The 21752-nt window shown below is 73.0% G+C and carries 21 protein-coding genes; 13 read left to right on the plus strand and 8 right to left on the minus strand.

Features of this window, described 5'->3' with window-relative positions; translation table 11 throughout:
- Positions 1 to 6 precede the first annotated feature (6 nt).
- Complete coding sequence (locus FHX74_RS05560) at positions 7 to 219, plus strand: plasmid mobilization protein (protein ID WP_182559128.1); 213 nt, start codon at positions 7 to 9, stop codon at positions 217 to 219.
- Positions 220 to 244: 25 nt separating this feature from the next.
- On the opposite strand, the gene FHX74_RS05565 is transcribed toward FHX74_RS05560, so the two are convergent.
- The gene (locus tag FHX74_RS05565; RefSeq protein ID WP_182559129.1) at positions 245 to 883 is read right to left on the minus strand and encodes an FMN-dependent NADH-azoreductase; all 639 of its coding nucleotides are present in this window, start codon (positions 881 to 883) and stop codon (positions 245 to 247) included.
- A gap of 88 nt (positions 884 to 971) precedes the next feature.
- Here FHX74_RS05565 and FHX74_RS05570 point away from each other — a divergent pair, with 88 nt between their 5' ends.
- A complete protein-coding gene (locus FHX74_RS05570; RefSeq protein WP_182559130.1) occupies positions 972 to 1448 on the plus strand; it encodes a MarR family winged helix-turn-helix transcriptional regulator in 477 nt (158 codons plus the stop codon).
- A 51-nt stretch (positions 1449 to 1499) separates the two neighbouring features.
- Positions 1500 to 2714, plus strand: coding sequence for an AI-2E family transporter (locus FHX74_RS05575; RefSeq protein WP_182559131.1), 1215 nt, complete (start codon positions 1500 to 1502; stop codon positions 2712 to 2714).
- A 41-nt stretch (positions 2715 to 2755) separates the two neighbouring features.
- Here the strand turns inward: FHX74_RS05575 and FHX74_RS05580 are convergent, their stop codons facing one another.
- Together FHX74_RS05580 and FHX74_RS05585 are read right to left on the minus strand one after the other, a co-directional pair.
- A complete protein-coding gene (locus FHX74_RS05580) occupies positions 2756 to 3730 on the minus strand; it encodes an aldo/keto reductase (RefSeq protein ID WP_182559132.1) in 975 nt (324 codons plus the stop codon).
- Between the two features lie 35 nt (positions 3731 to 3765).
- Positions 3766 to 4641, minus strand: a complete 876-nt coding sequence (locus FHX74_RS05585) for an NAD-dependent epimerase/dehydratase family protein (RefSeq protein ID WP_182559133.1) — start codon at positions 4639 to 4641, stop codon at positions 3766 to 3768.
- Between the two features lie 127 nt (positions 4642 to 4768).
- On the opposite strand from FHX74_RS05585, the gene FHX74_RS05590 reads away from it, so the two are divergent.
- The 3 genes from FHX74_RS05590 to FHX74_RS05600 all read left to right on the plus strand — a co-directional run bounded on the left by FHX74_RS05590 (position 4769) and on the right by FHX74_RS05600 (position 5983).
- The gene (locus FHX74_RS05590; RefSeq protein WP_182559134.1) at positions 4769 to 5170 is read left to right on the plus strand and encodes a phage holin family protein; all 402 of its coding nucleotides are present in this window, start codon (positions 4769 to 4771) and stop codon (positions 5168 to 5170) included.
- Entirely contained in the window at positions 5167 to 5694 is a 528-nt protein-coding gene (locus FHX74_RS05595; protein ID WP_407941463.1) for a low molecular weight protein-tyrosine-phosphatase, read from the plus strand. Before FHX74_RS05590 ends, FHX74_RS05595 begins: the two co-directional genes overlap by 4 nt.
- 73 nt (positions 5695 to 5767) lie before the next feature.
- Positions 5768 to 5983 carry a hypothetical protein gene (locus tag FHX74_RS05600; RefSeq protein WP_182559135.1) on the plus strand — a complete coding sequence of 72 codons (216 nt, stop codon included), beginning with the start codon at positions 5768 to 5770 and terminating at the stop codon, positions 5981 to 5983.
- Positions 5984 to 6065: 82 nt separating this feature from the next.
- Here FHX74_RS05600 and FHX74_RS05605 read toward each other — a convergent pair whose 3' ends face one another.
- A complete protein-coding gene (locus FHX74_RS05605; RefSeq protein ID WP_182559136.1) occupies positions 6066 to 8315 on the minus strand; it encodes a YhgE/Pip domain-containing protein in 2250 nt (749 codons plus the stop codon).
- 71 nt (positions 8316 to 8386) lie between these two features.
- Positions 8387 to 11182, minus strand: coding sequence for an MMPL family transporter (locus tag FHX74_RS05610; protein ID WP_328823657.1), 2796 nt, complete (start codon positions 11180 to 11182; stop codon positions 8387 to 8389).
- A gap of 160 nt (positions 11183 to 11342) precedes the next feature.
- On the opposite strand from FHX74_RS05610, the gene FHX74_RS05615 reads away from it, so the two are divergent.
- Positions 11343 to 11969: a TetR/AcrR family transcriptional regulator gene (locus FHX74_RS05615; protein ID WP_182559840.1), complete on the plus strand. Its 627-nt coding sequence runs from the start codon at positions 11343 to 11345 to the stop codon at positions 11967 to 11969.
- A 129-nt stretch (positions 11970 to 12098) separates the two neighbouring features.
- On the opposite strand, the gene mgrA is transcribed toward FHX74_RS05615, so the two are convergent.
- Complete coding sequence (gene mgrA, locus FHX74_RS05620; RefSeq protein WP_182559138.1) at positions 12099 to 13130, minus strand: L-glyceraldehyde 3-phosphate reductase; 1032 nt, start codon at positions 13128 to 13130, stop codon at positions 12099 to 12101.
- A gap of 151 nt (positions 13131 to 13281) precedes the next feature.
- On the opposite strand from mgrA, the gene FHX74_RS05625 reads away from it, so the two are divergent.
- The 3 genes from FHX74_RS05625 (at position 13282) to FHX74_RS05635 (ending at position 17262) form a co-directional block, all read left to right on the plus strand.
- The gene (locus FHX74_RS05625) at positions 13282 to 13977 is read left to right on the plus strand and encodes a response regulator transcription factor (protein WP_182559139.1); all 696 of its coding nucleotides are present in this window, start codon (positions 13282 to 13284) and stop codon (positions 13975 to 13977) included.
- 110 nt (positions 13978 to 14087) lie between these two features.
- Positions 14088 to 15518: a sensor histidine kinase gene (locus tag FHX74_RS05630; RefSeq protein WP_182559140.1), complete on the plus strand. Its 1431-nt coding sequence runs from the start codon at positions 14088 to 14090 to the stop codon at positions 15516 to 15518.
- 88 nt (positions 15519 to 15606) lie between these two features.
- Positions 15607 to 17262, plus strand: a complete 1656-nt coding sequence (locus FHX74_RS05635) for a glycosyltransferase 87 family protein (protein WP_182559141.1) — start codon at positions 15607 to 15609, stop codon at positions 17260 to 17262.
- A gap of 39 nt (positions 17263 to 17301) precedes the next feature.
- On the opposite strand, the gene FHX74_RS05640 is transcribed toward FHX74_RS05635, so the two are convergent.
- Complete coding sequence (locus FHX74_RS05640; protein ID WP_182559142.1) at positions 17302 to 18261, minus strand: DNA-3-methyladenine glycosylase family protein; 960 nt, start codon at positions 18259 to 18261, stop codon at positions 17302 to 17304.
- Positions 18258 to 19055 (minus strand): YaaA family protein, encoded by a 798-nt coding sequence (locus FHX74_RS05645; protein WP_182559143.1) that lies wholly within the window; start codon positions 19053 to 19055, stop codon positions 18258 to 18260. The genes FHX74_RS05640 and FHX74_RS05645 overlap by 4 nt, the downstream gene beginning before the upstream one ends.
- Positions 19056 to 19215: 160 nt before the next feature.
- Between FHX74_RS05645 and FHX74_RS05650 the strand changes: the two genes are divergently transcribed.
- The 3 genes from FHX74_RS05650 to FHX74_RS21020 all read left to right on the plus strand — a co-directional run bounded on the left by FHX74_RS05650 (position 19216) and on the right by FHX74_RS21020 (position 21745).
- Entirely contained in the window at positions 19216 to 20754 is a 1539-nt protein-coding gene (locus FHX74_RS05650) for a YibE/F family protein (RefSeq protein ID WP_328823658.1), read from the plus strand.
- A 95-nt stretch (positions 20755 to 20849) separates the two neighbouring features.
- Entirely contained in the window at positions 20850 to 21314 is a 465-nt protein-coding gene (locus tag FHX74_RS05655; RefSeq protein WP_182559144.1) for a group II truncated hemoglobin, read from the plus strand.
- Positions 21311 to 21745, plus strand: coding sequence for an NUDIX domain-containing protein (locus tag FHX74_RS21020; protein WP_328823659.1), 435 nt, complete (start codon positions 21311 to 21313; stop codon positions 21743 to 21745). The genes FHX74_RS05655 and FHX74_RS21020 overlap by 4 nt, the downstream gene beginning before the upstream one ends.
- Positions 21746 to 21752: the final 7 nt, after the last annotated feature.

Consider the following 21752-nt stretch of genomic DNA (forward strand, 5'->3'; position numbering starts at 1 on the left):
CGACCGATGACCTACGTCAGGACCGACCCGTCGACCATGACGCCGGCCGAGCTGGCCGACTACCGGGCCCGGACCGGCGCCGCGGTCCCGGAGGACGTCGTCCCCGGGACCACGGTCGAAGTCCGCTTCGACGCCGCCGAGCACGCGGAGGTCAGCCGGCGGGCCGAGGCCGAGGGCCTCGAGGTCGCCGACTACGTCCGCCGGGTCGCGCTGGCCTGACCTCCCGGCTGACCGCCGCGACCGGTCAGGCCGCGAGCGCGCGGCCGGCGTCGCGGGCCGCGTCCTTGGCCCGGGCGTGCAGCTCGGCGGCCGTCTCGGTGAACGCGTCCAGGGCCGGGTTCACCCCCACCAGGGTGAACTCCCGCTCGACCACGGTGAGGTCGGCACCCCAGACGTCGGCCAGGATCCGGCGCAGGTAGCCGGTCGAGTGGTCCCAGCCCTCGCGGGGTGTGCCCGGACCGTACGCCCCACCGCGGACGGTGGCCAGCACGACCTTCGTGCCGGCCAGGAACGGCGGTGCGCCGGCGGCGGCGCGCGGGTCGGTGATGATCAGGTCGATCCAGGTCTTCACGTGCTGCGAGACCCCGAAGTTGTAGAGCGGGACGGCGAGCAGGATCGCGTCGGCCTCGACCAGCTCGTCGACCAGCCCGGCGGCGAGCTTGACCGCGGCGGCCTGCTCGGCGGTGCGCTGGTCCTCGGCGACGAAGCCGGCGGAGACCGCGTGGGCCCAGGCGTCGGCCGGCAGCGGGTCGACCCCGAGGTGACGGGTCTCGACCCGGTCGCCGGGGTGGGCCTGCAGCCACTCGGCCTCGACCAGGTCGGCGATCTCCCGGCTGGCCGAGCCCTCGATCCGGATGCTGGCGTCGAGACGGAACAGAGTCATATTGGTGTGCTCCTCGTGTGGTCACTTCATGGTTGAAGCTTCTTGCAGTGAAACTCAGTTCAAGCGTGAAGTCAAGTAGGCTCAGGGCATGGACACCGCACCCCGCTGGCTCGATGCCGAGCAGCAGCACGCCTGGATCGGGGTCGCGGCGATGGCCATCCAGCTCCCGGGCGCGCTGGACGCCCAGCTGCAGCGCGACTCCGGGCTCAGCCTGTTCGAGTACTTCGTGCTGAGCCGGTTGTCGATGACTTCCGACCAGACGCTGCGGATGAGCGCCCTCGCCGAGCTGGCCAACGGCTCGCTCTCCCGGCTGTCCAACGTCGTCAAGCGGCTCGAGCAGCGCGGCTGGGTGCGTCGGTCCCCCGACCCCGACGACGGCCGGGCCACCGTCGCCAGTCTCACCCCGGAGGGACGCCGCCGGGTCGAGGAGGCGGCTCCGGGGCACGTGGCCGAGGTCCGGCGACTGCTGATCGACGTGCTGAACCCCGAACAGCTGCGGGCGGTCGGTGAGGCGGGCGCCGTGGTCGCCGCGACGATCCGGCACGGCTGCCCGCCGCCCTGCTGACCCCGGCTCGTGGCGCCGGGCGCGGCAGCCGGTCTCGCTAGGCTGACCCGCATGCCCTCCCGACCGGTCCTTCCGACCGAGCCGTCCGGCGACCGTCCCGTCCCGCCCGGCCGTCCCGGCGTCGTGCCGTCCGACCGGCACCCCACCACGCGGGACGCCACCTGGCCGCTCTGGGGGGTGGTGGTGGCTGCGGCGCTGGTGATCGTCGGCGTCGGGCTGAAGTCGACCGCCAGCATCATCGGGCCGACCTTCCTGGCGCTGACCCTGGTGATCACCTTCCAGCCGCTGCGCCGGGTGCTGGTGACCAAGGCGCGGATGCCCGGCTGGTTCTCCACCGTGGTGGTGCTGCTGGCGATCTACGGCGCCCTGCTGGTCGTGCTGGGCTCGGTGGTGCTGGCCATCGGTCAGCTGGCCACGACGCTGCCGAGCTACACCAGCTCGTTCGTCACCCTCTACAACAACGCGCTCGCGCAGCTGTCCGACCTCGGGGTCGGCCAGGCGCAGCTGACCAGCATGCTCAGCTCGATCAACGTGTCGAGCTTCACCGGGATCGCGCAGACCCTGCTCAGCAGCGTCAGCAGCGGGCTCTCCCTGATCGTGCTGCTGGTGACGGTGATCATCTTCCTGGCCGCCGACGCCGCCGGGTTCGACCAGCGGCTCGACCGGATCCGGCGGCAGCGCTCGACGCTGGCCGACGCGTTCGGCGAGTTCGCCCGCCGGGTGCGCAGCTACTGGATCGTCACCAGCGTCTTCGGGCTGATCGTCGCGGTGATCGACGTGATCGCGCTCTGGATCATCGGCGTCCCGCTGGCCCTGACCTGGGGCGTGCTCGCCTTCGTCACCAACTACATCCCCAACGTCGGCTTCGTGCTCGGGGTGATCCCGCCGGCCCTGATCGCGCTGCTCGACGGCGGCCTGGGGCCGATGGTCGCGGTGATCGTCAGCTACTGCGTGGTCAACTTCGTCGTCCAGACGCTGATCCAGCCGCGGTTCACCGGCGACGCGGCCGGGGTCAACCCCTCGATCGCGTTCCTGTCGTTGATCTTCTGGGCCTACCTGCTCGGTGCGCTGGGCGCGCTGCTGGCCATCCCGGCCACCCTGTTCGTCAAGGCGACGTTGATCAACGCGAACCCGCGGGCACAGTGGTTCGCCGCCCTGATCGACACCGACGAGGAGCACCGCAAGAAACGCAAGCGGGACAAGCGTTCCCGCCGCAGTCCGCGTCCGACCGAACGCGAGGCCGAACCGGCGGACGCGGCCGGCTGAGCCGACCGCGCCCGTCCCGTTCGGGCGTCACCGGGTGGTCGTCAGCGGCGCAGCTCGGCCGGCTCACGCGGCGTGTACGGCGCCTCGAGCCGGCCGACCTCCTCGTCGCTGAGCTCGATCTCGAGCGAGGCGACCGCGTCGGTCAGGTGGTGCGGCTTCGAGGCCCCGATGATCGGGGCGGTGACCGCCGGGTTGCGGCTCACCCAGGCCAGCGCGACCTGGGCCGCGGGTACGCCCCGCTCCTCCGCCACGGCCGTCACCGCCGCGACGATCTCGGCGTCCGCCGGCTGGTAGAGCGTCTGGCCGAACTGGTCGGTCTCCGAGCGGTTGGTCTTCTCGTCCCAGGGTCGGGTCAGCTTGCCGCGGGCCAGCGGGCTCCACGGGATCACCCCGACACCCTGGTCCTCGCAGAGCGGGAGCATCTCGCGCTCCTCCTCGCGGGCCAGCAGGTTGTAGTGGTTCTGCATGCTGACGAAGGGCGTCCAGCCGTTGACCGCGGCGGTGTACTGCGCCTTGCTGAACTGCCAGGCCCACATCGACGAGGCGCCGAGGTAGCGCGCCTTGCCGGCCCTGACCACGTCGTGGAGCGCCTCCATCGTCTCCTCGATCGGGGTGTTCGGGTCCCACCGGTGGATCTGGTAGAGGTCGACGTAGTCGGTCCCGAGCCGGCGCAGCGAGTGGTCGATCTGCGTCATGATCGACTTCCGGGACAGCCCCTGGCCGTTCGGGCCGGGCGACATCCGGCCGTGCACCTTGGTGGCCAGCACGATCTCGTCGCGGTGCCCGAAGTCGCGCAACGCCCGACCGGTGATCTCCTCGCTCGACCCGTCGGAGTAGACGTTGGCGGTGTCGAAGAAATTGATCCCGGCCTCGATCGCGCTGCGGATGAACGGCCGGCTCTCCTCCTCCGGCAGCGACCACGCGTGGTTGCCGCGGTCCGGCTCGCCGTAGGTCATGCAGCCCAAACAGATCGGTGACACCTGCAGTCCGGTGTCACCCAGTCGTACGTAGTCCATGTCTCTCTCCTCAGCTGTCTCTCGTCGGCGTCGTCTCAGACGTGGTCGCGCCAGCTGTGCTGCGGCGTCCAGCCGAGCACGGTGCGCGCCTTGGTGCTGTCCAGCCCGGGCTCGTGCTCGCCGAGCTCCCGGCGCAGCGGGACGTCGGGGGCGACCTGCGCCAGCAGCTCCGCGGTCGGGGTCCGCATCACCGAGTCGGGGTTGGCGATCACGAACACGTCGGCACCCGGCTGGTCGTGGTCGAGCGCGCAGGCGACGGCCGCGGCGCCGTCGCGGGCGTCGATGTAGGACCAGTAGTTCCACTTCCGGACGGTCGGGTCGTCCTGGAAGTCCTCGAAGCCGGCGTAGTCGGCCGGGACCATCACGTTGCTGAACCGCAACCCGATCATCGACAGCTCCGGGTTCCACCGGCAGAACTGGACGGCCATCGTCTCCTCGAGGTGCTTGACCAGCGAGTAGGTGCTCTCCGGCCGGTGCACGTCCTCGTCCACCGGCAGGTAGTCCGGCGGGGTGTCGAACGGGAGCCCGAGCACCGTCTCGCTGGAGGCCCAGACGATCTTGGTGATGTTCGCGAGCTTGGCCGCCTGGTAGACGTGGAAGCTCGAGGTGATGTTGTTGGCGAACGTCGCCGCGTTCGGGATCAGCCCGGGAGCCGGGATCGCGGCGAGGTGCACCACCGCGTCGATCCGGTCGTACCTGTCGTCGATGCCGGTGAGCACCTCGGCCACCTGGCCGTAGTCGGTGAGGTCGACCCGGACGAACGCGCCGTCCCAGTCCGGGTCGGGCGTGCGGTCGAGGCTGACCACCTCGTCGCCGCGGTCGGCGAGATGGCGCACCACCACCCGACCGAGCTTGCCGCTGCCGCCGGTGACGGCGATCCGCCGGCGCTGTCCGTTCGACCCGAGTGCCATGAAGCCGACGCTATGCGCGGGCCCCGGCGGTCTCGTCGGCAGGGTGGCCTCCGGTCCCGGCGGTTCAGGGGGCGGCCAGGGTCACCGTCGCTCCGGTCGGGCGGCGGCGCGTGGGAGCATCGGGACCATGCGATGGATCCTCCGGCTGCTCGCCAACGCGGCCGCGCTCGGCGTGGCCACCTGGTTGCTCGACGGCATCTCGCTGACCGCGACCACCACCGAGGGCAAGATCGTCGCGCTGCTGGTGGTCGCGCTGATCTTCGGCATCGTCAACGCGGTGGTGAAGCCGGTGTTCAAGCTGGTCACCGCGCCGGTGGTGCTGCTGACCCTGGGCATCTTCCTGCTGGTCATCAACGCGCTGATGCTGCTGCTGACCTCGTGGCTGTCGAACCTGGTCGGGTTGGGCTGGCACGTCGAGGGGTTCTGGACGGCGGTGCTCGGGGCGATCATCGTCTCGGTGGTGAGCTTCGTGCTCAACGCGTTCGTCCCCGACCGGGACGAGCGCAACCGGCGGCGGGGCCGCCGGTGAGCCCCGACGCCGGGGGTGCCGGCGGAGGCGTCGACCCGGTCCGGGTGGTCTTCGTCTGCTGGGGCAACATCTGCCGCTCGCCGATGGCCGAGCGGGTCGCCGAGCGGATGGCCGCCGACGAGGGACTGCAGGACGTGGTGTTCACCAGCGCCGGGACCAGCAGCGAGGAGCTCGGCGAGCCGATCGACCCGCGGGCCCGGCGGACGCTGGCCGAGCACGGCTACCGCACCGAGGGGCACCGGGCGCACCAGATGGACGCCGACGAGCTGGCCGGCGCGGACCTGGTGGTGGCGATGGAGCAGCTGCACGTCGACCGACTGGCCCGGCTGGGACGCGGCCGCGAGGTCCGGCTGCTCAGCGACTTCGACCCGGACGCCGGGCCGGGGTCGGGCGTGCCCGACCCGTGGTACGGCGGCCAGGACGGGTTCGTCGACACCCTGAGCATGATCGAGTCGGCGATGCCCGGCGTGCTCGAGCGGGTCCGCGAGCTGCAGGCGGCCCGGACGGCGGACCAGCCCGGCTGACCGCACTCCGGGCGTCGGCCGGGGCTAGGCTGGATCCCGTTGCCGGGTCGCCCCGGCGGGAGCGGAGGTCCTGATGGCGAACGTGATGAAGGGCGTGGCCGGTGTGGCCACCGCGGTGGCCTGGATCATCGGCATGGTGATCCTGGTGATGGCCGACACCGGTCGGCTCTCGCTCTGGCCCTGGCTGACCATCGGCGGCGCGATCGCCATGTTCGCCAGCTTCGCCACCCTGGTGATCGCCTTCGCGCACGCGGTGATCGTGACCAGCGAGCCGCACGAGTCCAAGTAGCTCACGCCTCGGACGCGTCAACGGGGGTGATCCGCACCGAGGTCGGTGCGGATCACCCCCGTTGTGCTGCGTGGCGCGACGCTCAGGCGGGCAGCGCGGTCAGCTTCTGAGCCGGGAGCACCCGGCGACGAGCCACCGCCACCACCGAGGCGGCCAGGCCGACCACCAGCCAGCCGAGCAGGACCGCGACGGCGTGGCCGGTGCCCGAAGCGCCGGTGACCACCGCGCGCAGCCCGTCCAACCCCGGCGACAGCGGGAGCACCGGGCGCAGGTCGTCGATGAAGCTGGGCACCGCACTGGTCAGGCTGGCTGCAGCGACCACGGCCAAGGCGAGCGCGGAGAGCAGCCGGCCGAAGCCGCCGAACCAGGCGGTCAGCGCGTGGTTGACCACCGCGAACGTCACCGCGGCGAAGACCAGGAACCCGAGCGTCGCCGCGTAGTCGCCGAACGACAGGTCGAGCAGCTGCTGGAGCACCACCGAGAAGACCACCGCCTGCACGGCCCCGATCGCCGCGCCCGGCGCCAGCGCCTCGAGCGCGAGCCGGACCGTCGACTTGGCCGAGCCGAGCACGTCGGACGGCACCGCCCGGACCACCAGGTAGGTGACCAGGCCGCCCAGCCAGAGCGCGAGCAGCGCCAGCAGCGTGGTCGTCGTGGTGTCGGAGAACAGGCTGTCGGGCTGCTGGTGCTCGACCGGCGCAGCGACCACCGAGGCCAGCGTGGTCCGGTCGGACTTCGTGTAGGTCGGGATCTGCTTCGCGCCCTTCTCGAGCCCGTCGGCGAGCTTGGTGGTGCCGTCGGCCAGCTGGTCGCCGCCGTCGCTGAGCTTGACCAGCCCGGTGTGCAGCTGGTCGACCCCGGCCGAGGACTTCGACACCCCGACCGCGAGCTGGTTCGCCCCGGTCGAGAGCTTGCCGACCCCGGTGGCCAGCTTGTCCGCCCCGGTGGCGGTCTTGGCGATCCCCGTGCTTAATCCGGTCAGTCCCGTCGAGAGCTGATCCGTACCGGCTGCGAGCTTTCCGAGGCCGGTGGCGAGACTCGAAGTGCCGGTCGCGGCCTGGTGAACACCGGACGCGAGACCATCGCCGCTGGTGGCCAACTGCTGCCCCCCGCTGACGAGCTTGCCGGCATTGGTGCCCAGAACGGAGGCGCCGTTGGCGAACAGCCGGTACGAGGCGATCACACCATCGGGCTGACCCTTCGGTGAGATCTGATCCTTGCCGAAGATGGACTGAGATGCCGCCTTGAACCCGGCGGCGAACACGGCGCACTGCTGCGGATCGGAGATTTGGGCAGGAGCGCAGAGGGCTTGGTCCGGGGCGTTCTGAATCTGCTCCGCCTGCTTGGTCGCCTCGGTCTGCGCCGTTTGCAGCCCGCCTGCATAGGTACTGATCCCGCTGCCGAGCTTCCCCACGTTGTCCACGTAGGTGCCGACACCCTGGGTGTACTGCGCGGTGCCGCTGTCGACCTTCTTCAGCCCTCCGGCGAGCTTCTTCGCTCCGTCTGCCGATGACTGCGTTCCATCGGCCAACTGTCCGACCTGCTTCGGCAAGCTCTTCGTCCCGGCGGCCAGCTGGTCGAGTCCGTTCGCCAGCTGCGTCGTCCCGGTCGAGGTCTGCGCGATGCCGCCGGCGAGCTGGCTGCTGCCGGTGCTGAGCTGGGCCATCCCGTCGGCGAGCTTGCCGGCGCCGGTGGCGGTCTGGTCGAGTCCGCTGCTCAGCTGGGTGGCGCCGTCGGCGAGCTTACCGGCCCCGTTGGCGACCGTGGTGAACTGCTTCTTGGTGTCGTTGAACCCGAGGTAGATGTTCTCGAGGTAGTTCTGGGTCAGCGTCTTGTTCAGGGTGCTGACCGCGACGCTCGAGATCGCCTGCGCCACCGCGGGGTCGGTGACCCCGGCCACCTGCGAGGTCTGCACCTGCAGCGTGGCGCGCTGGGCGTCGTCGGCCTTGTTCTTGGCGTAGCTGGTGGCGTCGGCGCTGAAGCTCTTGGGGATCGTCACCACCGCGGCGTACCGGCCGTCGGCCAGGCCCGAGGCGGCGTTGGCCCGGTCACTGAGCACCCAGTCGAAGTTGACCGCCGCCTGCTTCTTGATGTCGTCGCTGCCGTTGACCAGCCCGCCGGCCAGCTGCCGACCGAGCGGCACCAGCTGGCCGTTGAGCCGGACCGGGTCGTCGAGGTTGACCACCGCGGCCTGCACCCGGGCCAGCCGGTCCTGCGAGTGGTAGGTCGCGGCCAGAAAGCCACCGGCCACCAGCAGCGGGACCAGCAGGACACCGAGCAGGGTGATGATCCCCGCCTTCCGGGTCGTGCGGCTGCGCTCGATGCTGAACATGTCTGTCTGCGTCCTCGGGTCGTGTCGACGGGCGGTTCGGGGTGCGGGGTCGGTCCGCGGGGTGCGGCCGGTCAGGCCGGGGCGCCGACCAGGTCGGCCGGGCGGTCGAGCACCCGCGGCGACCGCGGGCCCTCGAGCAGCCCGGGCGCGACGCCGGCGGGCAGCAGCTGGGAGAGCTCGTCCGGGCGGTCGGTGGCGATCACCAGACTGCGGTCGGCGCGCGCGGCCATCAGCTCGCCCAGCACCGCGGCCACCGCGGCGCGGTCCGTCTCGGGCAGCTCGCCGGCGTGGTCGATCACCACCAGCTGCACCCGCGACCGGACGGTCCGGCGCAGCTGGGCGACGAAGCGCTCGGCCCGGGCGTCGAGCACCACCGACCGGCGCCGGACCGCGCTGCCCTGCTGCGGCAGCACCAGCCCGAGCGCCTTGACCTCGCCGGCGGACGGCTTCATCCGGCCGGTCAGCGTCCAGAGCAGCGCGGTGGTCGCCGGCCCGGACGGGACCGCGACGACCTGGCCGGGCATCAGCTCGACGTCGATCGGCCCGAAGCTGCGGTCGCCGACCCGCCCGGCCAGCCCCTCGGCGTAAACCAGCGCCGGGTGGTTCGGGACGGGCCAGTCGGCCTGCTTGACCTGGTGGGCCAGCGCCTCGCCCTCGACGTCGAAGGTGGGCAGCCGCTCGTCGATCCAGCGCGGCAGCTTCCAGGCGGTGCGGCCGAGCAGCGCGAGCACCGCCGGCACCAGCGTCATCCGGACGATGAAGGCGTCGACGAAGACGCCGACCGCCAGCCCGAACGCGATGGTCTTGATCTCCGCCGTGCCCTCGGGGACGAACGCGGCGAACACCGCGAACATGATCACCGCGGCGGCGACGACCACCCGCGAGCTGGCGACGAACCCGGTCTCGATGGCCCGGTGCGGGTCACCGCTGCGCAACCCGCCGCCGTGGACGAAGTCCTCGCGGATCCGGGAGACCAGGAACACCTCGTAGTCCATGGCCAGCCCGAAGAGGATCCCCATCAGCAGGATCGGCAGGAAGCTGATCACCGGGCCGACGTGCTCGACGTTGAGCGGACCGGCCAGCCAGCCGTGGATGAAGACCAGGCTGGTCGCGCCGAAGCTGGCCAGCACGCTGAGCAGGTAGCCGATGGTCGCCTTGAGCGGGACGGCGATCGAGCGGAACACCATGGTCAGCAGCACCAGCGAGAGACCGACCACCAGCACGCCGAACGGCAGAAGCGCCGAGCCGAGCCGGTTGGAGACGTCGATCTGGATGGCGGTGATCCCGGTGACCGCGGTGTCGACGCCGTACTCGGCCTTGAAGTGCGGCTCGAGAGCCCGGATCCGCTCGACCAGGTCGGCGGTCGCGGGCGCGTCGGGCGCGGTGGTCGGGATGACCTGGACGATGCCGGTGTCCGCGGTCTGGTTGGGTGTGGCGAGCGGGACGCTGGCCACGCCGGGCAGGGCGCGGATCTCGTCGCCCATCTTGTCCATCACGCCCAGCGGGTCGTTCGAGCCGACGATCTTGGCGGTGACGATCAGCGGGCCGTTGTAGCCCGGGCCGAAGTGGTCGGCGACCAGGTCGTAGGTGGTCCGGGCCGGGGTGCCGACGTCGGCGGTGCCGTTGTCGGGCAGCGACAGCCGGAGCGACTGCGCCGGCAGCGCCAGCGCGCCCAGACCGATGACGACGATCGCGATGGTCAGCGCCGGCACCTTGGTGACCAGCCGGACCCAGCTGCGGGCCAGCTGCGGACGCTGCTTCGCCGCGACCGGGACGGCGTGCTGCGCGGGCTGGCCGTTCGCCGCGGCGGCTGCGGCGGCCTTGCGGGCCGGGCGCGAGCCGGCCGGCTTCGGACGCAGCCGCTCGCCGGCGAAGGCGAGCAGCGCCGGGAGCAGGGTGAGCGCGATGACCACGGCCACCGCGACGCCGACCGCGGCGGCGATGCCCATCGTGGTGAGGAACGGAATGCCCGCGACGGACAGCCCGGCCAGCGCGATCATCACGGTGAGCCCGGCGAACACCACCGCCGAGCCCGCGGTGGCCACCGACCGGGCGATCGACTCGCCGACCTCCATCCCGTCCCGGAGCTGGTCCCGGTGTCGGGAGGTGATGAACAGGGCGTAGTCGATGCCGACCGCCAGCCCGAGCATCAGCGCCAGCATCGGGGTGGTCGAGCTGACCGTGACCAGCGCGGTCACCGCCACGATCCCGGCCATGGTGACGCCGACGCCGAGCAGCGCCGTCAGGAGCGGCATCCCGGCCGCCCGGAGCGAGCCGAGGGTGAAGAACAGCACGATCAGCGCGACCACCACGCCGATGCCCTCGGTGGCCGAGATGTGCACCGAGTTCATCTGGAAGGCGTCGCCGCCGACCGAGACCGTCGAGCCGGGCACGGCCGCCTGGATGGCCCGGCCCTCGGCCTCGAGCCGGTTCTGGAGCGCGGTGGTCACGCCCTCCCGGTCGACCGAGAGCTGGACGCTGATGATCGCCGCCGACCCGTCGTCGGAGATGACGTTCTTGATCCGCTGGTCGAACGGCGAGCTCACGGTGTCGACCAGGTCGATCTTCTTGAAGGCGGCGACGCCGTCGAGGATCGCCTGCCGCTCGTCGCCGGTGCGGACGCTCTGCCCCTCGGGCGCGACCACGATCACCTGGGCGCCGGCCCCGCTGACCTGCGGGAACGTCAGCTTGAGCGAGTCCAGAGCCTGCTGCGACTCGGTGCCCGGCAGCGAGAAGGAGTCCTCGAAGTTCGCCCCGGACAGGCCGGCCGCGCCGCCGAGGACGACCAGCACGGCGAGCCAGGCCAGCAGCACCCGCAGCCGGCGCCGGATGGCGAGCTTGGCGAGTCCGTACAGGTAGGAGGACACCGGATCTCCTTGCGCGGCCCGTCGCGGGCGTTCGGCGGTTCCGTGCCGGTCGGCACGGGTCGATACAGTACTGTATTCAATACACCGGCGTATCCGGATGCCGGCGACCGTGACCCTGGCCACAAGCTGTGTCGGTCCGGAGAGGAAGATCGGACACCTGATGACCAGCACCAGCGCCGCACCCCCCGTGAGCGGCCGGCGGGCGGCGACCCGGGAACGGCTGATGAACGCCGCGGTCGGCGTGTTCGCCGAGCGCGGGATCATCGGGGCCAGCGTCGAGGAGATCTGCGAGGCCGCCGGGTTCACCCGCGGCGCCTTCTACTCGAACTTCGCCGACAAGGACGAGCTGGTGCTGGCCATGCTGCGGCTGCAGATGGAGCACCAGTACGCGGCGGCGCAGGCGGCGATCGACGTGATCGCGGAGAACGGGCCGCGCGGCGACCCGGACGCGGTGCTCACCGCCGCGCTCGACACCCTCGAGCACCACCTGCACCCCGAGCGCGAGTGGGTGCTCGCCCAGCACGAGCTGCTGCTCTACGCCGCCCGCCGACCGGCCGTGCGGGACGCCTACCGGGAGTTCAGCGACGGCTACCTCGAGCAGTTCGGCGCGTTGATCGCGCGCGGCGTCGAGGCGTCCGGGCTGAGCCTGGCCATCCCGTTCGGCGACGCGCTCGAGCTGCTGACCTCCTGCCACGTGCAGGACCAGCTCGACCGGCTGTTCGACCAGGGCGGCGAGTCCCGCCGGTTGCGGATCCTGCTCCGGTTGCTCACCCGGCCCGCGGGCTGAGGCCCCATCCGCTGCCCTTCGACAGGCTCAGGGCACGGAGCTGGGGCTCAGGGCACGGGTGTGGGGCTCAGGGCCCGGGGGTGGGGTCAGGGCACCGTGAGGGGTCGGCGGGCTCCGTGACGGATCAGGTCACTCGGTGGCGTCGCGGGCGCCGGCCCAGAGGTCGACCCCGGAGTCGACGGCGTGCTTGTCGATCTCGGCGAGCTCGTCGTCGGTGAAGTCGAGGTTGCGGACCGCGGCGACGTTGTCCTCGAGCTGCTTGACGCTGCTGGCGCCGATCAGCGTCGAGGTCATCCGCTGGTCGCGGAGCACCCAGGCCAGCGCGAGCTGGGCCAGGGTCTGGCCGCGGCTCTGGGCGATCTCGTTGAGGGCACGGACCCGCCCCAGGTTCTCCTCGTTGATCACGCCCTGGTCGAGCGACTTGCCCTGCGCGGCGCGCGACCCCTCCGGGATGCCGTCGAGGTAGCGGTCGGTGAGCAGCCCCTGGGCCAGCGCGGTGAAGGCGATGCAGCCGGCACCGACCCGTTCGAGGGTGCCGAGCAGCTCGGGCTCGATCCAGCGGTTGAACATCGAGTACGAGGGCTGGTGGATGGTCAGCGGGGTGCCGAGGTCGGCCAGGATGCTCGCCGCCCGCGCGGTGTGCTCGGGCGAGTAGGACGAGACGCCGACGTAGAGCGCCTTGCCGGCCCGGACGGCCGCGTCGAGCGCGCCCATCGTCTCCTCGAGCGGGGTCTCGGGGTCCGGGCGGTGGTGGTAGAAGATGTCGACGTAATCGAGCCCGAGCCGCTGCAGGCTCTGGTCGAGGCTGGCGGTCAGGTACTTGCGCGAGCCGTGGTCGCCGTACGGCCCCGGCCACATGTCCCAGCCGGCCTTGCTCGAGATGATCAACTCGTCGCGGTAGGGCTTGAAGTCGGTGGCGAACAACCGGCCCGCGTTGGTCTCGGCCGACCCGTAGGGCGGACCGTAGTTGTTGGCCAGGTCGAAGTGGGTGACCCCGAGGTCGAAGGCCCGCCGGGTGATGTCGCGCTGCCGGGCGAACTCGACGTCGTCGCCGAAGTTGTGCCAGAAGCCGAGCGAGACGGCCGGCAGTTTCAGGCCGCTGCGCCCGCAGCGGCGGTAGGGCTGGACGTCGTAGCGATCCTCGGCGGCCTGGTAGGACATGACAGCGAGAATAGGGGGACCGACCCGGCGCGCCGACCGCAGGGTCGGGGCCCGCGGAGCCGGTCGGAAGCGACCTCCGACGGTGATCTTCCGACGAGCCGATGAGACACAGATGTGGACCATTCGGGCGATTCGATGAAACTCTGGCGCCATGCACATCTTGGTGGTGGACGACGATCAGGCGGTCCGGGACTCGCTGCGTCGCTCGCTGGCCTTCAACGGGTACGAGGTGACGACGGCCGACGACGGGCTGGAGGCCCTCGCCCGGCTCGGTGCGGTCCGGCCGGACGCCGTGATCATGGACGTGATGATGCCCAAGCTCGACGGGCTGGAGACGACCCGGATGCTGCGGTCGGCCGGGAACGACGTGCCGATCCTCATCCTCACCGCGCGCGACGCCGTCGGCGACCGGGTCGACGGGCTCGACGCGGGTGCCGACGACTACCTGGCCAAGCCCTTCTCGCTCGACGAGCTGCTGGCCCGGCTCCGCGCCCTGGTCCGGCGCGCCGGCACGGTGGCCGACTCCTCCGACCCCTCCACCCACAGCCTGACCTTCTCGGACCTGGTCCTCAACACCCACACCCGTGAGGTGATCCGGGGGTCGCGCCAGATCAGCCTGACCCGGACCGAGTTCGCCCTGCTCGAGGCGTTCATGAAGAACCCGCGCCGGGTGCTCGAGCGGTCCTGGCTGCTCAACGAGGTGTGGGGCTTCGACTTCCCCACCACCGCCAACAGCCTCGAGGTCTACATCGGTTACCTGCGGCGCAAGACCGAGGTGGACGACGAGTCGCGGCTGATCCACACCGTCCGCGGCGTGGGCTACGTGCTGCGCGAAACCCCGCCGTGACCGGGGCGCCGCGATGACGACCACCGACCCGCGGCCCGTGACCACTTGATCATGACCACCCCCCGTCCCATGATCAGCAGGCTCCCGTCCGGTCCGCCCCGGAACCGACCATGATCAGCTTCCTGCGTCGTTACCTGACCGCCGTCTCGCTGCGCCGGCGGGTCTCCGCGCTGACCGCGTTCGCCGTGGCCACCGCGGTGGCGGTGACCGGCGTGGCCGCCTACGTGACCACCCGGGTCGCGCTCTACAACCAGCTCGACAGCGAGCTGACCAGCCTGGCCCGCTCGGTCGCCGTCACCGTGCGTCCGGACGTCCGCGGCCTCGGCGGGCTGACCGGCGAGGCGCTGGCCGCCGGCAACGTCAGCGTCGCGGTGATCAAGGCCGACGGCGAGGTGCGGCTGGTCCCCGACGAGGCGGTCACGCTGCGTCCCGGCCCCGAGGAGCTCGTGGTGGCCCGGGTGCAGACCGGCTCGTCCGCCCGCACAACGATCGCCTCGAACGGCCAGCTCTACCGGGTGGTCGCGGTGCCGGTGCCCGGCTACGAGTACGCCCTGGTGCTCGGCCGCCCGCTGGCCGCCACCAACGTGATTTTGTCCTCGCTGTGGGTGGTGCTGCTGATCTTCGGGGCGGTCGGGGTGATCGCCGCCGCCTTCGCCGGGTCGGCGGTGGCCCGGTCGAGCCTCCGCCCGGTCCGCCGCCTGACCGCGGCGGTCGAGGAGGTCACCACCACCGACGACCTCGCCCCGATCCCGGTCAGCGGACGCGACGAGCTGTCCCGGCTGGCCGACTCCTACAACCGGATGATCCGTTCGCTCAGCCGGTCCCGCGAGCGGCAGCGCCAGCTGATCGCCGACGCCGGGCACGAGCTCCGCACCCCGCTGACCAGCCTGCGGACGAACATCGAGCTGCTGGCCGCCGACGACCGCAACCCGATGCTGCCGCCCGGGGCGCGGACCGAGATCCTCACCGACGTCACCGCGCAGCTGGCCGAGTTCACCGCCCTGATCGGCGACCTGGTCCAGCTGGCCCGCGACGACCAGCGAGCGCCCGCGCTCGAGCCGCTCGACTTCCGCGACGTGGTCAACGCCGCGCTGGAACGCGCCCGCCGGCGCGGGCCCGGGCTGCACTTCGACGTCGAGCTCAACCCGCTCTACCTGGTCGGCGAGCCCGACACACTGGAGCGGGCGATCACCAACCTGCTCGACAACGCGGTCAAGTGGAGCCCGGCCGGGGGCACCGTCCGGGTCCAGCTCGAGGGCGACCGGCTGCGGATCGCCGACGAGGGTCCGGGCATCGCCGAGGAGGACCTGCCGCACGTGTTCGACCGCTTCTACCGCGCCGAGTCGTCGCGGAACACGCCGGGCACCGGGCTCGGGCTGTCGATCGTCGCCCAGGCCGCCGCCCGGCACGGCGGCTGGGTCCGGGCCGGACGCTCGGCCCAGGGCGGTGCGGAGTTCACCTTCCGGGTGCCCGGGTCGACCATCCCGCCCGAGGACGAGGCCGCCGCCACCGAGATCATCCCCCGGGTCACCGCGAGCTGAGCCGGGCCGGGTCTCAGACGGCCCGGTTAGGCTCCCGCGGAGGTCGTCCGGCCCCGGACGGACCAGCGAGCACCCGGGAGGCAGCGGCGTGTCGACCCCGCAGAGCCCGGCCGTCCCGCTGCGGACGCCGCCCGCGACGCCGGACCGCCGCCCGGGCGTCCCGGCGCTGGCGACCGCGGCCGCCCTCACAACGGTGGTCGCCTTCGTGGTCCGGCTGGTCCCGGTGCTCCGCGGCGGCGGGCTGCACGGCCTCGGCAACTACGACGACGCGGTGCACTTCGCCGCCACGGTCGGGCTGGTCCACGGGCGGCTGCCCTACCGCGACTTCCTGCTGCTCCAGCCGCCCGGGATCCTGGTGCTGCTGAGCCCGTTCGCCGCGCTCGGCCGGCTGGTCGGCGACCCGGACGCGTTCGCCCTGGCCCGGCTCGCCTGGATAGCCGTCGGCGCCGTCACGGCCGGGCTGCTCGGGCTGGTGCTCCGCCGGCACGGGCTCGTCGCGGTGCTGGTGGGCGGGCTGACCTACGCGCTGTTCTTCCCGGTGTCCTACGTCGAGCGCACCACCCTGCTCGAGGGTCCGCAGAACACCCTGCTGGTGCTCGCGGTGCTGCTGCTCGGGGTCGACGGCGGCCGCTTCGGGTGGCCCGCCGCACTCGACCGGACAGCTCCGGGCCGCTGGCTGCGCCGGCTGGTGCCGGACGCCGGCGACGCCGGGTCGAGCACCGCGGAGGGACCCGCCGACCCGTTCCCGCCCTCGAGGCTCCGCCGGGCGGTGATCGCCGGCTGCGCGCTCGGGCTGGTGGTGACGATCAAGATCTGGGGAGTCGTGATCGTGATGGCGGTGGTCGGCTGGCTGCTGGTCGGCCGCCGGTCGCGGGAAGCCGCGGCGACCGGTCTCGCCGCGATGGCCCTGGCCGCGGTGGTCTATCTGGTCTTCTTCGTCCAGGCGCCGACCGCGATGTGGCAGATGGTGGTCACCGACCAGCTGGGCCGGCGCTCGGTCGGCACGGTGTCGGGTCGGCTGGCCGTCGCCACCGGGTTGCGCGGGGACGGCGGCGATCGGGTGCCGGGCGTGCTGCTCGGCGTCGTGCTGCTGGTGGTGCTGGCCGCGCTGCTGCTGGCCCTGCGCACCGCGCTCGGCCGGCTGGGGGTCGCGCTGTACGTCGTCTCGGTCCTGGTCCTGGTGGCCACCCCGTCGGAGTTCCTGCACTACGGCGCGCTGCTCGGGGCCCCGACGGCCCTGGTGCTCGGCACCGCCGCCGGCACCCTCGCCGGCCGTCCCGCCGCCGCGCCGCGCGGGCGTCCGGTGCTCGCGGCCGTGCTCGGGGTGGCGGTGCTGGTCGGGCTCGGCTGGCACCAGCCCGACAGCCGGTTCGGCACCCGCTTCCGGATCACCCCGGCGGTGCGGGACGCCGTCGACCGGGCCCCCGGCTGCGTCACCTTCGACGACCCGGGACCGGCGCTCGAGCTCGACGTGGTGCAGCGCAACCTCGACCGCGGCTGCCCGCTGGTCGTCGACCTCGGGGGACGCTCTTACCACCCGCCGATGATCCGGGCGGTCCCGCGGGACCGGAACAGGCTGTGGCAGGCCTACGCCCTGGACTACCTGCGCGGTGGCGACGTCGCGCTGATCTCCCGGTTCCGCACCGGCGGCGGGTTCTCGGCCGCGACCCGGGCGGTGGTCCGCCGGTGGCCGCTGCTGGCTAAGTCCGGACCGGTCGACGTCCGGCGTCCGCCGGGACGCTGACCCGCTGCGCCGCGGACCGTCCGGCTCAGACCGTCCGGCTCAGGACCGGCCGCGGGTCGCGTACGGCGTGTGCGTGGGCAGCGTCATCCGCGGTGCCCGTCGGGGCGGCCGCAGGCCCATCAGGGCGAGCAGCTGCTGCACCCGGAACCGGTGACCGCGGTAGGGCTCCAGGACCTCGGTGCAGGCGTCGTCGTCGAGCGCCTCGCCGGTCAGCGCCCAGGTGATGCCCTTGCCGACGTGGTAGTCGCCGATGCTCCAGGCGTCGGCGTCGCCGTGCGCGCGCTGGCGGACCTCGGCCGACGTCCAGGGCCCGATCCCGGGCAGGCTGCGGAGCGCCGCGTCGACCGCGGCCGAGTCGCGGCCCAGGGTGCGCTCGAGCGCGGTGGCGCGGGTGGCCGCCCGGACCAGGGTGCGGCTGCGGCGCTGCTCGACCCCGGCGGCCAGGAACTTCCAGCTCGGCACCCGGGCCCAGACCTCGGCGGTCGGCGGCAGCCGCATCCCGAAGGCGGCCGAGCCCGGGTCGTCGGTCGGGCCCGGTGCCGGCTCGCCGTACTCGGCGGTCAGCAGCCGGAACGCCCGGAACGCCTCCTTGCCGGTCACCACCTGCTCCAGACAGGCCGGCGCCAGCGCCTCCAGGACGAGGTCGGTCGCGCCGACCCGGTAGCTGCCGAACCGCCGCAGCGCCTCGACCAGCGGCGGGTGCTCGGGGCGCGGGACGAAGCCGCTCGGGTCGTCGTCGGCACCGACCAGCCGCGGGACCTGGTCGATCGCCCACTCCGCCCCCGGGCCCCAGGCGTCGGCCCGGACCCCGTCGGCGAGCGGAGCCAGCTTGAGCAGGACGGGCCCCTCGGGCGTCCGCGAAGCCCGCAGCCAGCCGGTGCCGATCCGCCGGTGGGTCGGATCGGCCGGCCCGCGGCGGTGGTGGCCGAGGATCGCGGACAGCGGGACCGGGCGGCCCAGCCCGACCACCCGGCTCGCCTGCGGACGTCGCCCGGTCACCCGGCCGCCTCGCGGCGGTCCGACCCCTCGTTCCCGCCGAGCACCGCCCGGACCTCGAGCCGGCGGCGCGGACCATCGCCCAGCAGCGCGCAGTCGAATCCGGCCGCTCCGAGCGCGGCCACCACCTGCCGTCCGCTCCGGAGCGGACGGTCGGTCTCGAGCAGGGCCCGGACGACCAGCCCGCGGGTGTGCTTGGCGTGGTGGCTGACGCTGACCAGCCGGCCGTCGACCTCGGTGACCACCCGGACCTGCAGGGTCTCGACACCGGCCGGCATCCGCCAGGCGTCGGCGTAGCCCTGCGAGCGGCAGTCGACCACCGGACCAGCCGGCAGGTCCAGCGACGCGGTCCGCTCCCGCCACCAGCCCGGCAACGACCCGAACCCGGGCAGCCGGGTGTGTGCGGAGACCCGGTAGGACGGGATGACGTCGCCGAGCCGGATCGGCCCCCACAGCGCGCTCTGCACCCGCACCCACCGGGCGGCCCGGCGGCGGGCGTCCGCGGACAGGCTCGGGTGGTCGAGCGCGGCGTACAGCACGCCGGTGTAGACCTCGTGGGCCGGCCGGGCCGGCAGCCGGGCGAGGTCGACGTTGCGCCGGACCTCGGCCAGCGCGGCCGGTCCGACGCCGAACCGGTCGGCGGCGTCGTCGCGGGCGCTGGCCCCGACCACCGCGTCGAGCACGGCGCGCCGGGCCTCGGTCAGCTCGGGATGGGCGAGCGTGGACAGGTCGACCCGTCGGCGTCCGGTGCGCTGCGGCTCCGCCTTGCCCTCGGACGGCGGCAGCAGCACGAGCACGCGCGACCCTCCCTCGTCCGTCCGATCCCGCCGGTGCACCGGCCGTCCTGCTGCCGCGCCGAGGTGGATCGCCTCGGTACCGTTCGGGTGTCAGGCGACACCCCCGACAGCTGCGGCCTGCCCCCACGGACAGGTCGCCCGACTCAGGTTAGGTCAGACCGTGCCGCATCCCGACCACGCCGGCCGCCCGCAGACGGCGGAGGGCTCGGTGCGCCAGCTCAAGGCCCTGCGGCTGATGATCGTGGTGCTGATCCCGGTCGCGATCTGGACGGTGGTCGGGCTGATCGCCTTCTGGCCGGGCCCCTTGGCCGGCCACGTCCGGCAGGACCTGTCGCAGTACTCGGTCAAGGGACTGACCCTGCCCACCGGCGAGATCACCCGGGTCACCCCGGTGTCGTGCAACGGCCAGGTCGGTTCCACCGGCGGCGGTCAGGCCGGGTCCGCGGGCACCTGCGCGACCATCGACGTCCGGCTGCTCGACGGTCCGGAGAAGGGCCAGCAGGTCCAGGTCCAGCTCACCGACGCCGTCTACTCCTCGGGCGCCTCGGTGGGCGAGAAGGTCAAGCTGTTCCGAGTGCCGACCGACGGGGCGCCGGCGTACCAGTTCTCCGACTTCGACCGGACGCTCCCGCTGGTGGTGATCGCGCTGGTGTTCGCCGCGGTGGTGATCGCGGTCGCCCGCTGGCGGGGGCTGGCCTCGCTGCTCGGGCTGGCCTTCGCCGGCTTCATCCTGGTCAAGTTCCTGTTCCCGGCCCTGGTCGAGGGATCGAACCCGGTCGCGGTCGGGCTGATCGCCTCCTCGGCGATCATGTTCGTGGTCTTGTACGCCGCGCACGGGTTCAGTGCCCGCACCACCACCGCGCTGCTCGGCACCCTCTTCGGGCTGGTGGTCAGCGCGGGGCTCGGCTGGGCGGCCAGCAGCTGGGCGCACCTGACCGGCGTCGCCTCCGACGACGACTACCTGCTGTCGGCCACCGCCCCGGACCTCAAGCTCACCTCGGTGGTGATCTGCGGGGTGATCGTCGCCGGGCTCGGCGTGCTCAACGACGTCACCATCACCCAGGCCTCCGCGGTCTGGGAGCTGGCCGAGCTCGATCCCGACCGGCGCAAGCTGTTCTCCCGGGCGATGCGGATCGGCCGCGACCACATCGCCTCGACTGTCTACACGATCGCCTTCGCCACCGCGGGCGCCACCCTCGGGGCCCTGTTGCTGATCGCGATCTACGACCGCCCGCTCTTCGAGGTGCTGCAGACCGAGGCCTTCGCCGGCGAGATCGTCCGCACCCTGGTCGGGTCGATCGGCCTGGTGCTCGCCGTCCCGCTGACCACCGCGATCGGGGTCGCGGTGGTCCGGGCCGGGGACCGGGGTGCGGCCCGGCAGCTCGGACGCCCGGTGGCCGTCCCGGACGGTGCCGCCCCGCTCGTCGACGACGCACCGGCCGAGGACGACGGCCCAGGCGACGACGACGCTCCGATCACCGACGACGCACCGGCCGACACCCCACGGCCCCGCCCCACGGCGTCGCCGACCTCGCCCCCCTCGCCCGCCTCGCCCGCCTCCGAGCCCGAGGAGCCGGCGGCCGCCGCGGGTCGGCGGCGCGGCTGGCGACTGCCCCGACGCCGACCGGACGACGACGTCGACTTCTCCGACCTCCGCGACCCGGACGACCCGCCGCCCGCCCCGCGGCGCAGCCGCTGACGCGATCAGGGCCGCGGCGGAGCCGCTGACGCGATCAGGACCGCGGCGGAGCCGTTCTCCTTCCCTATCCGGGCGGGTCGGGCCAGGCTGGGCGCATGCCCACGCTCTACGAGGCGGCCGGCGGCCGCGAGGGTCTGCTGGCGCTGGCCGAGGCCTGGCACCGGCGGGTGCTGGCCGACGAGGTGGTCGCCCACGCGTTCAGCCACGGCTACCGGGAGGACCACACACCCCGGCTGGCCGCCTACTTCGTCGAGGCGCTCGGCGGCCCTGACGACTACAGCGACCGCTACGGCGACGAGAGCGGCGTCGTCCGGCTGCACAGCGGCAACGGCGAGCACACGGTGATGGACAACCGGGCGATCGCCTGCTTCGACCAGGCGCTGGCCGACGTCGGGCTCGACCGCGACGAGCGGCTGCGTCAGGTCCTGCACGACTGGTTCGCCTGGGCGATCCGCACGGCGATGGCGCGCTATCACGGGTCGGCCGACGACGTCCCGGACGACCTGCCGCTGCGCCGCTGGGACTGGGACGGGCTGGTTCCGCTGCCCGGCAGCTGGTGAGTCCCGACCGGGCGGTCGCCGTGGTCGTCCGCGGCGGTCGGCTGCTGGTGGTGACCCGGCATCGCGTCGACCCCACCGGGGTGTCCGACTACGTGGTGCTCCCGGGCGGTGGGATCGAACCGGGCGAGACTCCCGAGCAGGCCGCACTCCGCGAGCTGGCCGAGGAGACCGGGCTCGTCGCCGACCACGCCGTCCCGCTGGCCGTCCGCACCGACGGCGGCCGGACCGCCCACTACCTGAGGGTCACCGACCCGGGCGGTGACCCGGTGCTGGGCGGGCCCGAGGCCGTCCACCAGAGCGCGAGCAACCGCTACGGCTTCGGCTGGCTCGGTCCCGACGACCTCGCGCCGCTACGGCCGGCCGAGCTGCGCGCGGTGGCGCGGGCCTGGCTGGTCGGGTCCGACGGTCATGTCGGGTTTCCCGACAGGTGAACACGGC

The organism is Microlunatus kandeliicorticis (assembly GCF_014137855.1).
Lineage (GTDB): Bacteria > Actinomycetota > Actinomycetes > Propionibacteriales > Propionibacteriaceae > Microlunatus > Microlunatus kandeliicorticis.

Bases quoted from the DNA above. Each gene is read 5' to 3' on its own strand.
- FHX74_RS05560 (WP_182559128.1), top strand. From the start codon at position 7: ATGACCTACGTCAGGACCGACCCGTCGACCATGACGCCGGCCGAGCTG.
- FHX74_RS05565 (WP_182559129.1), bottom strand. From the start codon at position 883: ATGACTCTGTTCCGTCTCGACGCCAGCATCCGGATCGAGGGCTCGGCC.
- FHX74_RS05570 (WP_182559130.1), top strand. From the start codon at position 972: ATGGACACCGCACCCCGCTGGCTCGATGCCGAGCAGCAGCACGCCTGG.
- FHX74_RS05575 (WP_182559131.1), top strand. From the start codon at position 1,500: ATGCCCTCCCGACCGGTCCTTCCGACCGAGCCGTCCGGCGACCGTCCC.
- FHX74_RS05580 (WP_182559132.1), bottom strand. From the start codon at position 3,730: ATGGACTACGTACGACTGGGTGACACCGGACTGCAGGTGTCACCGATC.
- FHX74_RS05585 (WP_182559133.1), bottom strand. From the start codon at position 4,641: ATGGCACTCGGGTCGAACGGACAGCGCCGGCGGATCGCCGTCACCGGC.
- FHX74_RS05590 (WP_182559134.1), top strand. From the start codon at position 4,769: ATGCGATGGATCCTCCGGCTGCTCGCCAACGCGGCCGCGCTCGGCGTG.
- FHX74_RS05600 (WP_182559135.1), top strand. From the start codon at position 5,768: ATGGCGAACGTGATGAAGGGCGTGGCCGGTGTGGCCACCGCGGTGGCC.
- FHX74_RS05605 (WP_182559136.1), bottom strand. From the start codon at position 8,315: ATGTTCAGCATCGAGCGCAGCCGCACGACCCGGAAGGCGGGGATCATC.
- FHX74_RS05615 (WP_182559840.1), top strand. From the start codon at position 11,343: ATGACCAGCACCAGCGCCGCACCCCCCGTGAGCGGCCGGCGGGCGGCG.
- mgrA (WP_182559138.1), bottom strand. From the start codon at position 13,130: ATGTCCTACCAGGCCGCCGAGGATCGCTACGACGTCCAGCCCTACCGC.
- FHX74_RS05625 (WP_182559139.1), top strand. From the start codon at position 13,282: ATGCACATCTTGGTGGTGGACGACGATCAGGCGGTCCGGGACTCGCTG.
- FHX74_RS05630 (WP_182559140.1), top strand. From the start codon at position 14,088: ATGATCAGCTTCCTGCGTCGTTACCTGACCGCCGTCTCGCTGCGCCGG.
- FHX74_RS05655 (WP_182559144.1), top strand. From the start codon at position 20,850: ATGCCCACGCTCTACGAGGCGGCCGGCGGCCGCGAGGGTCTGCTGGCG.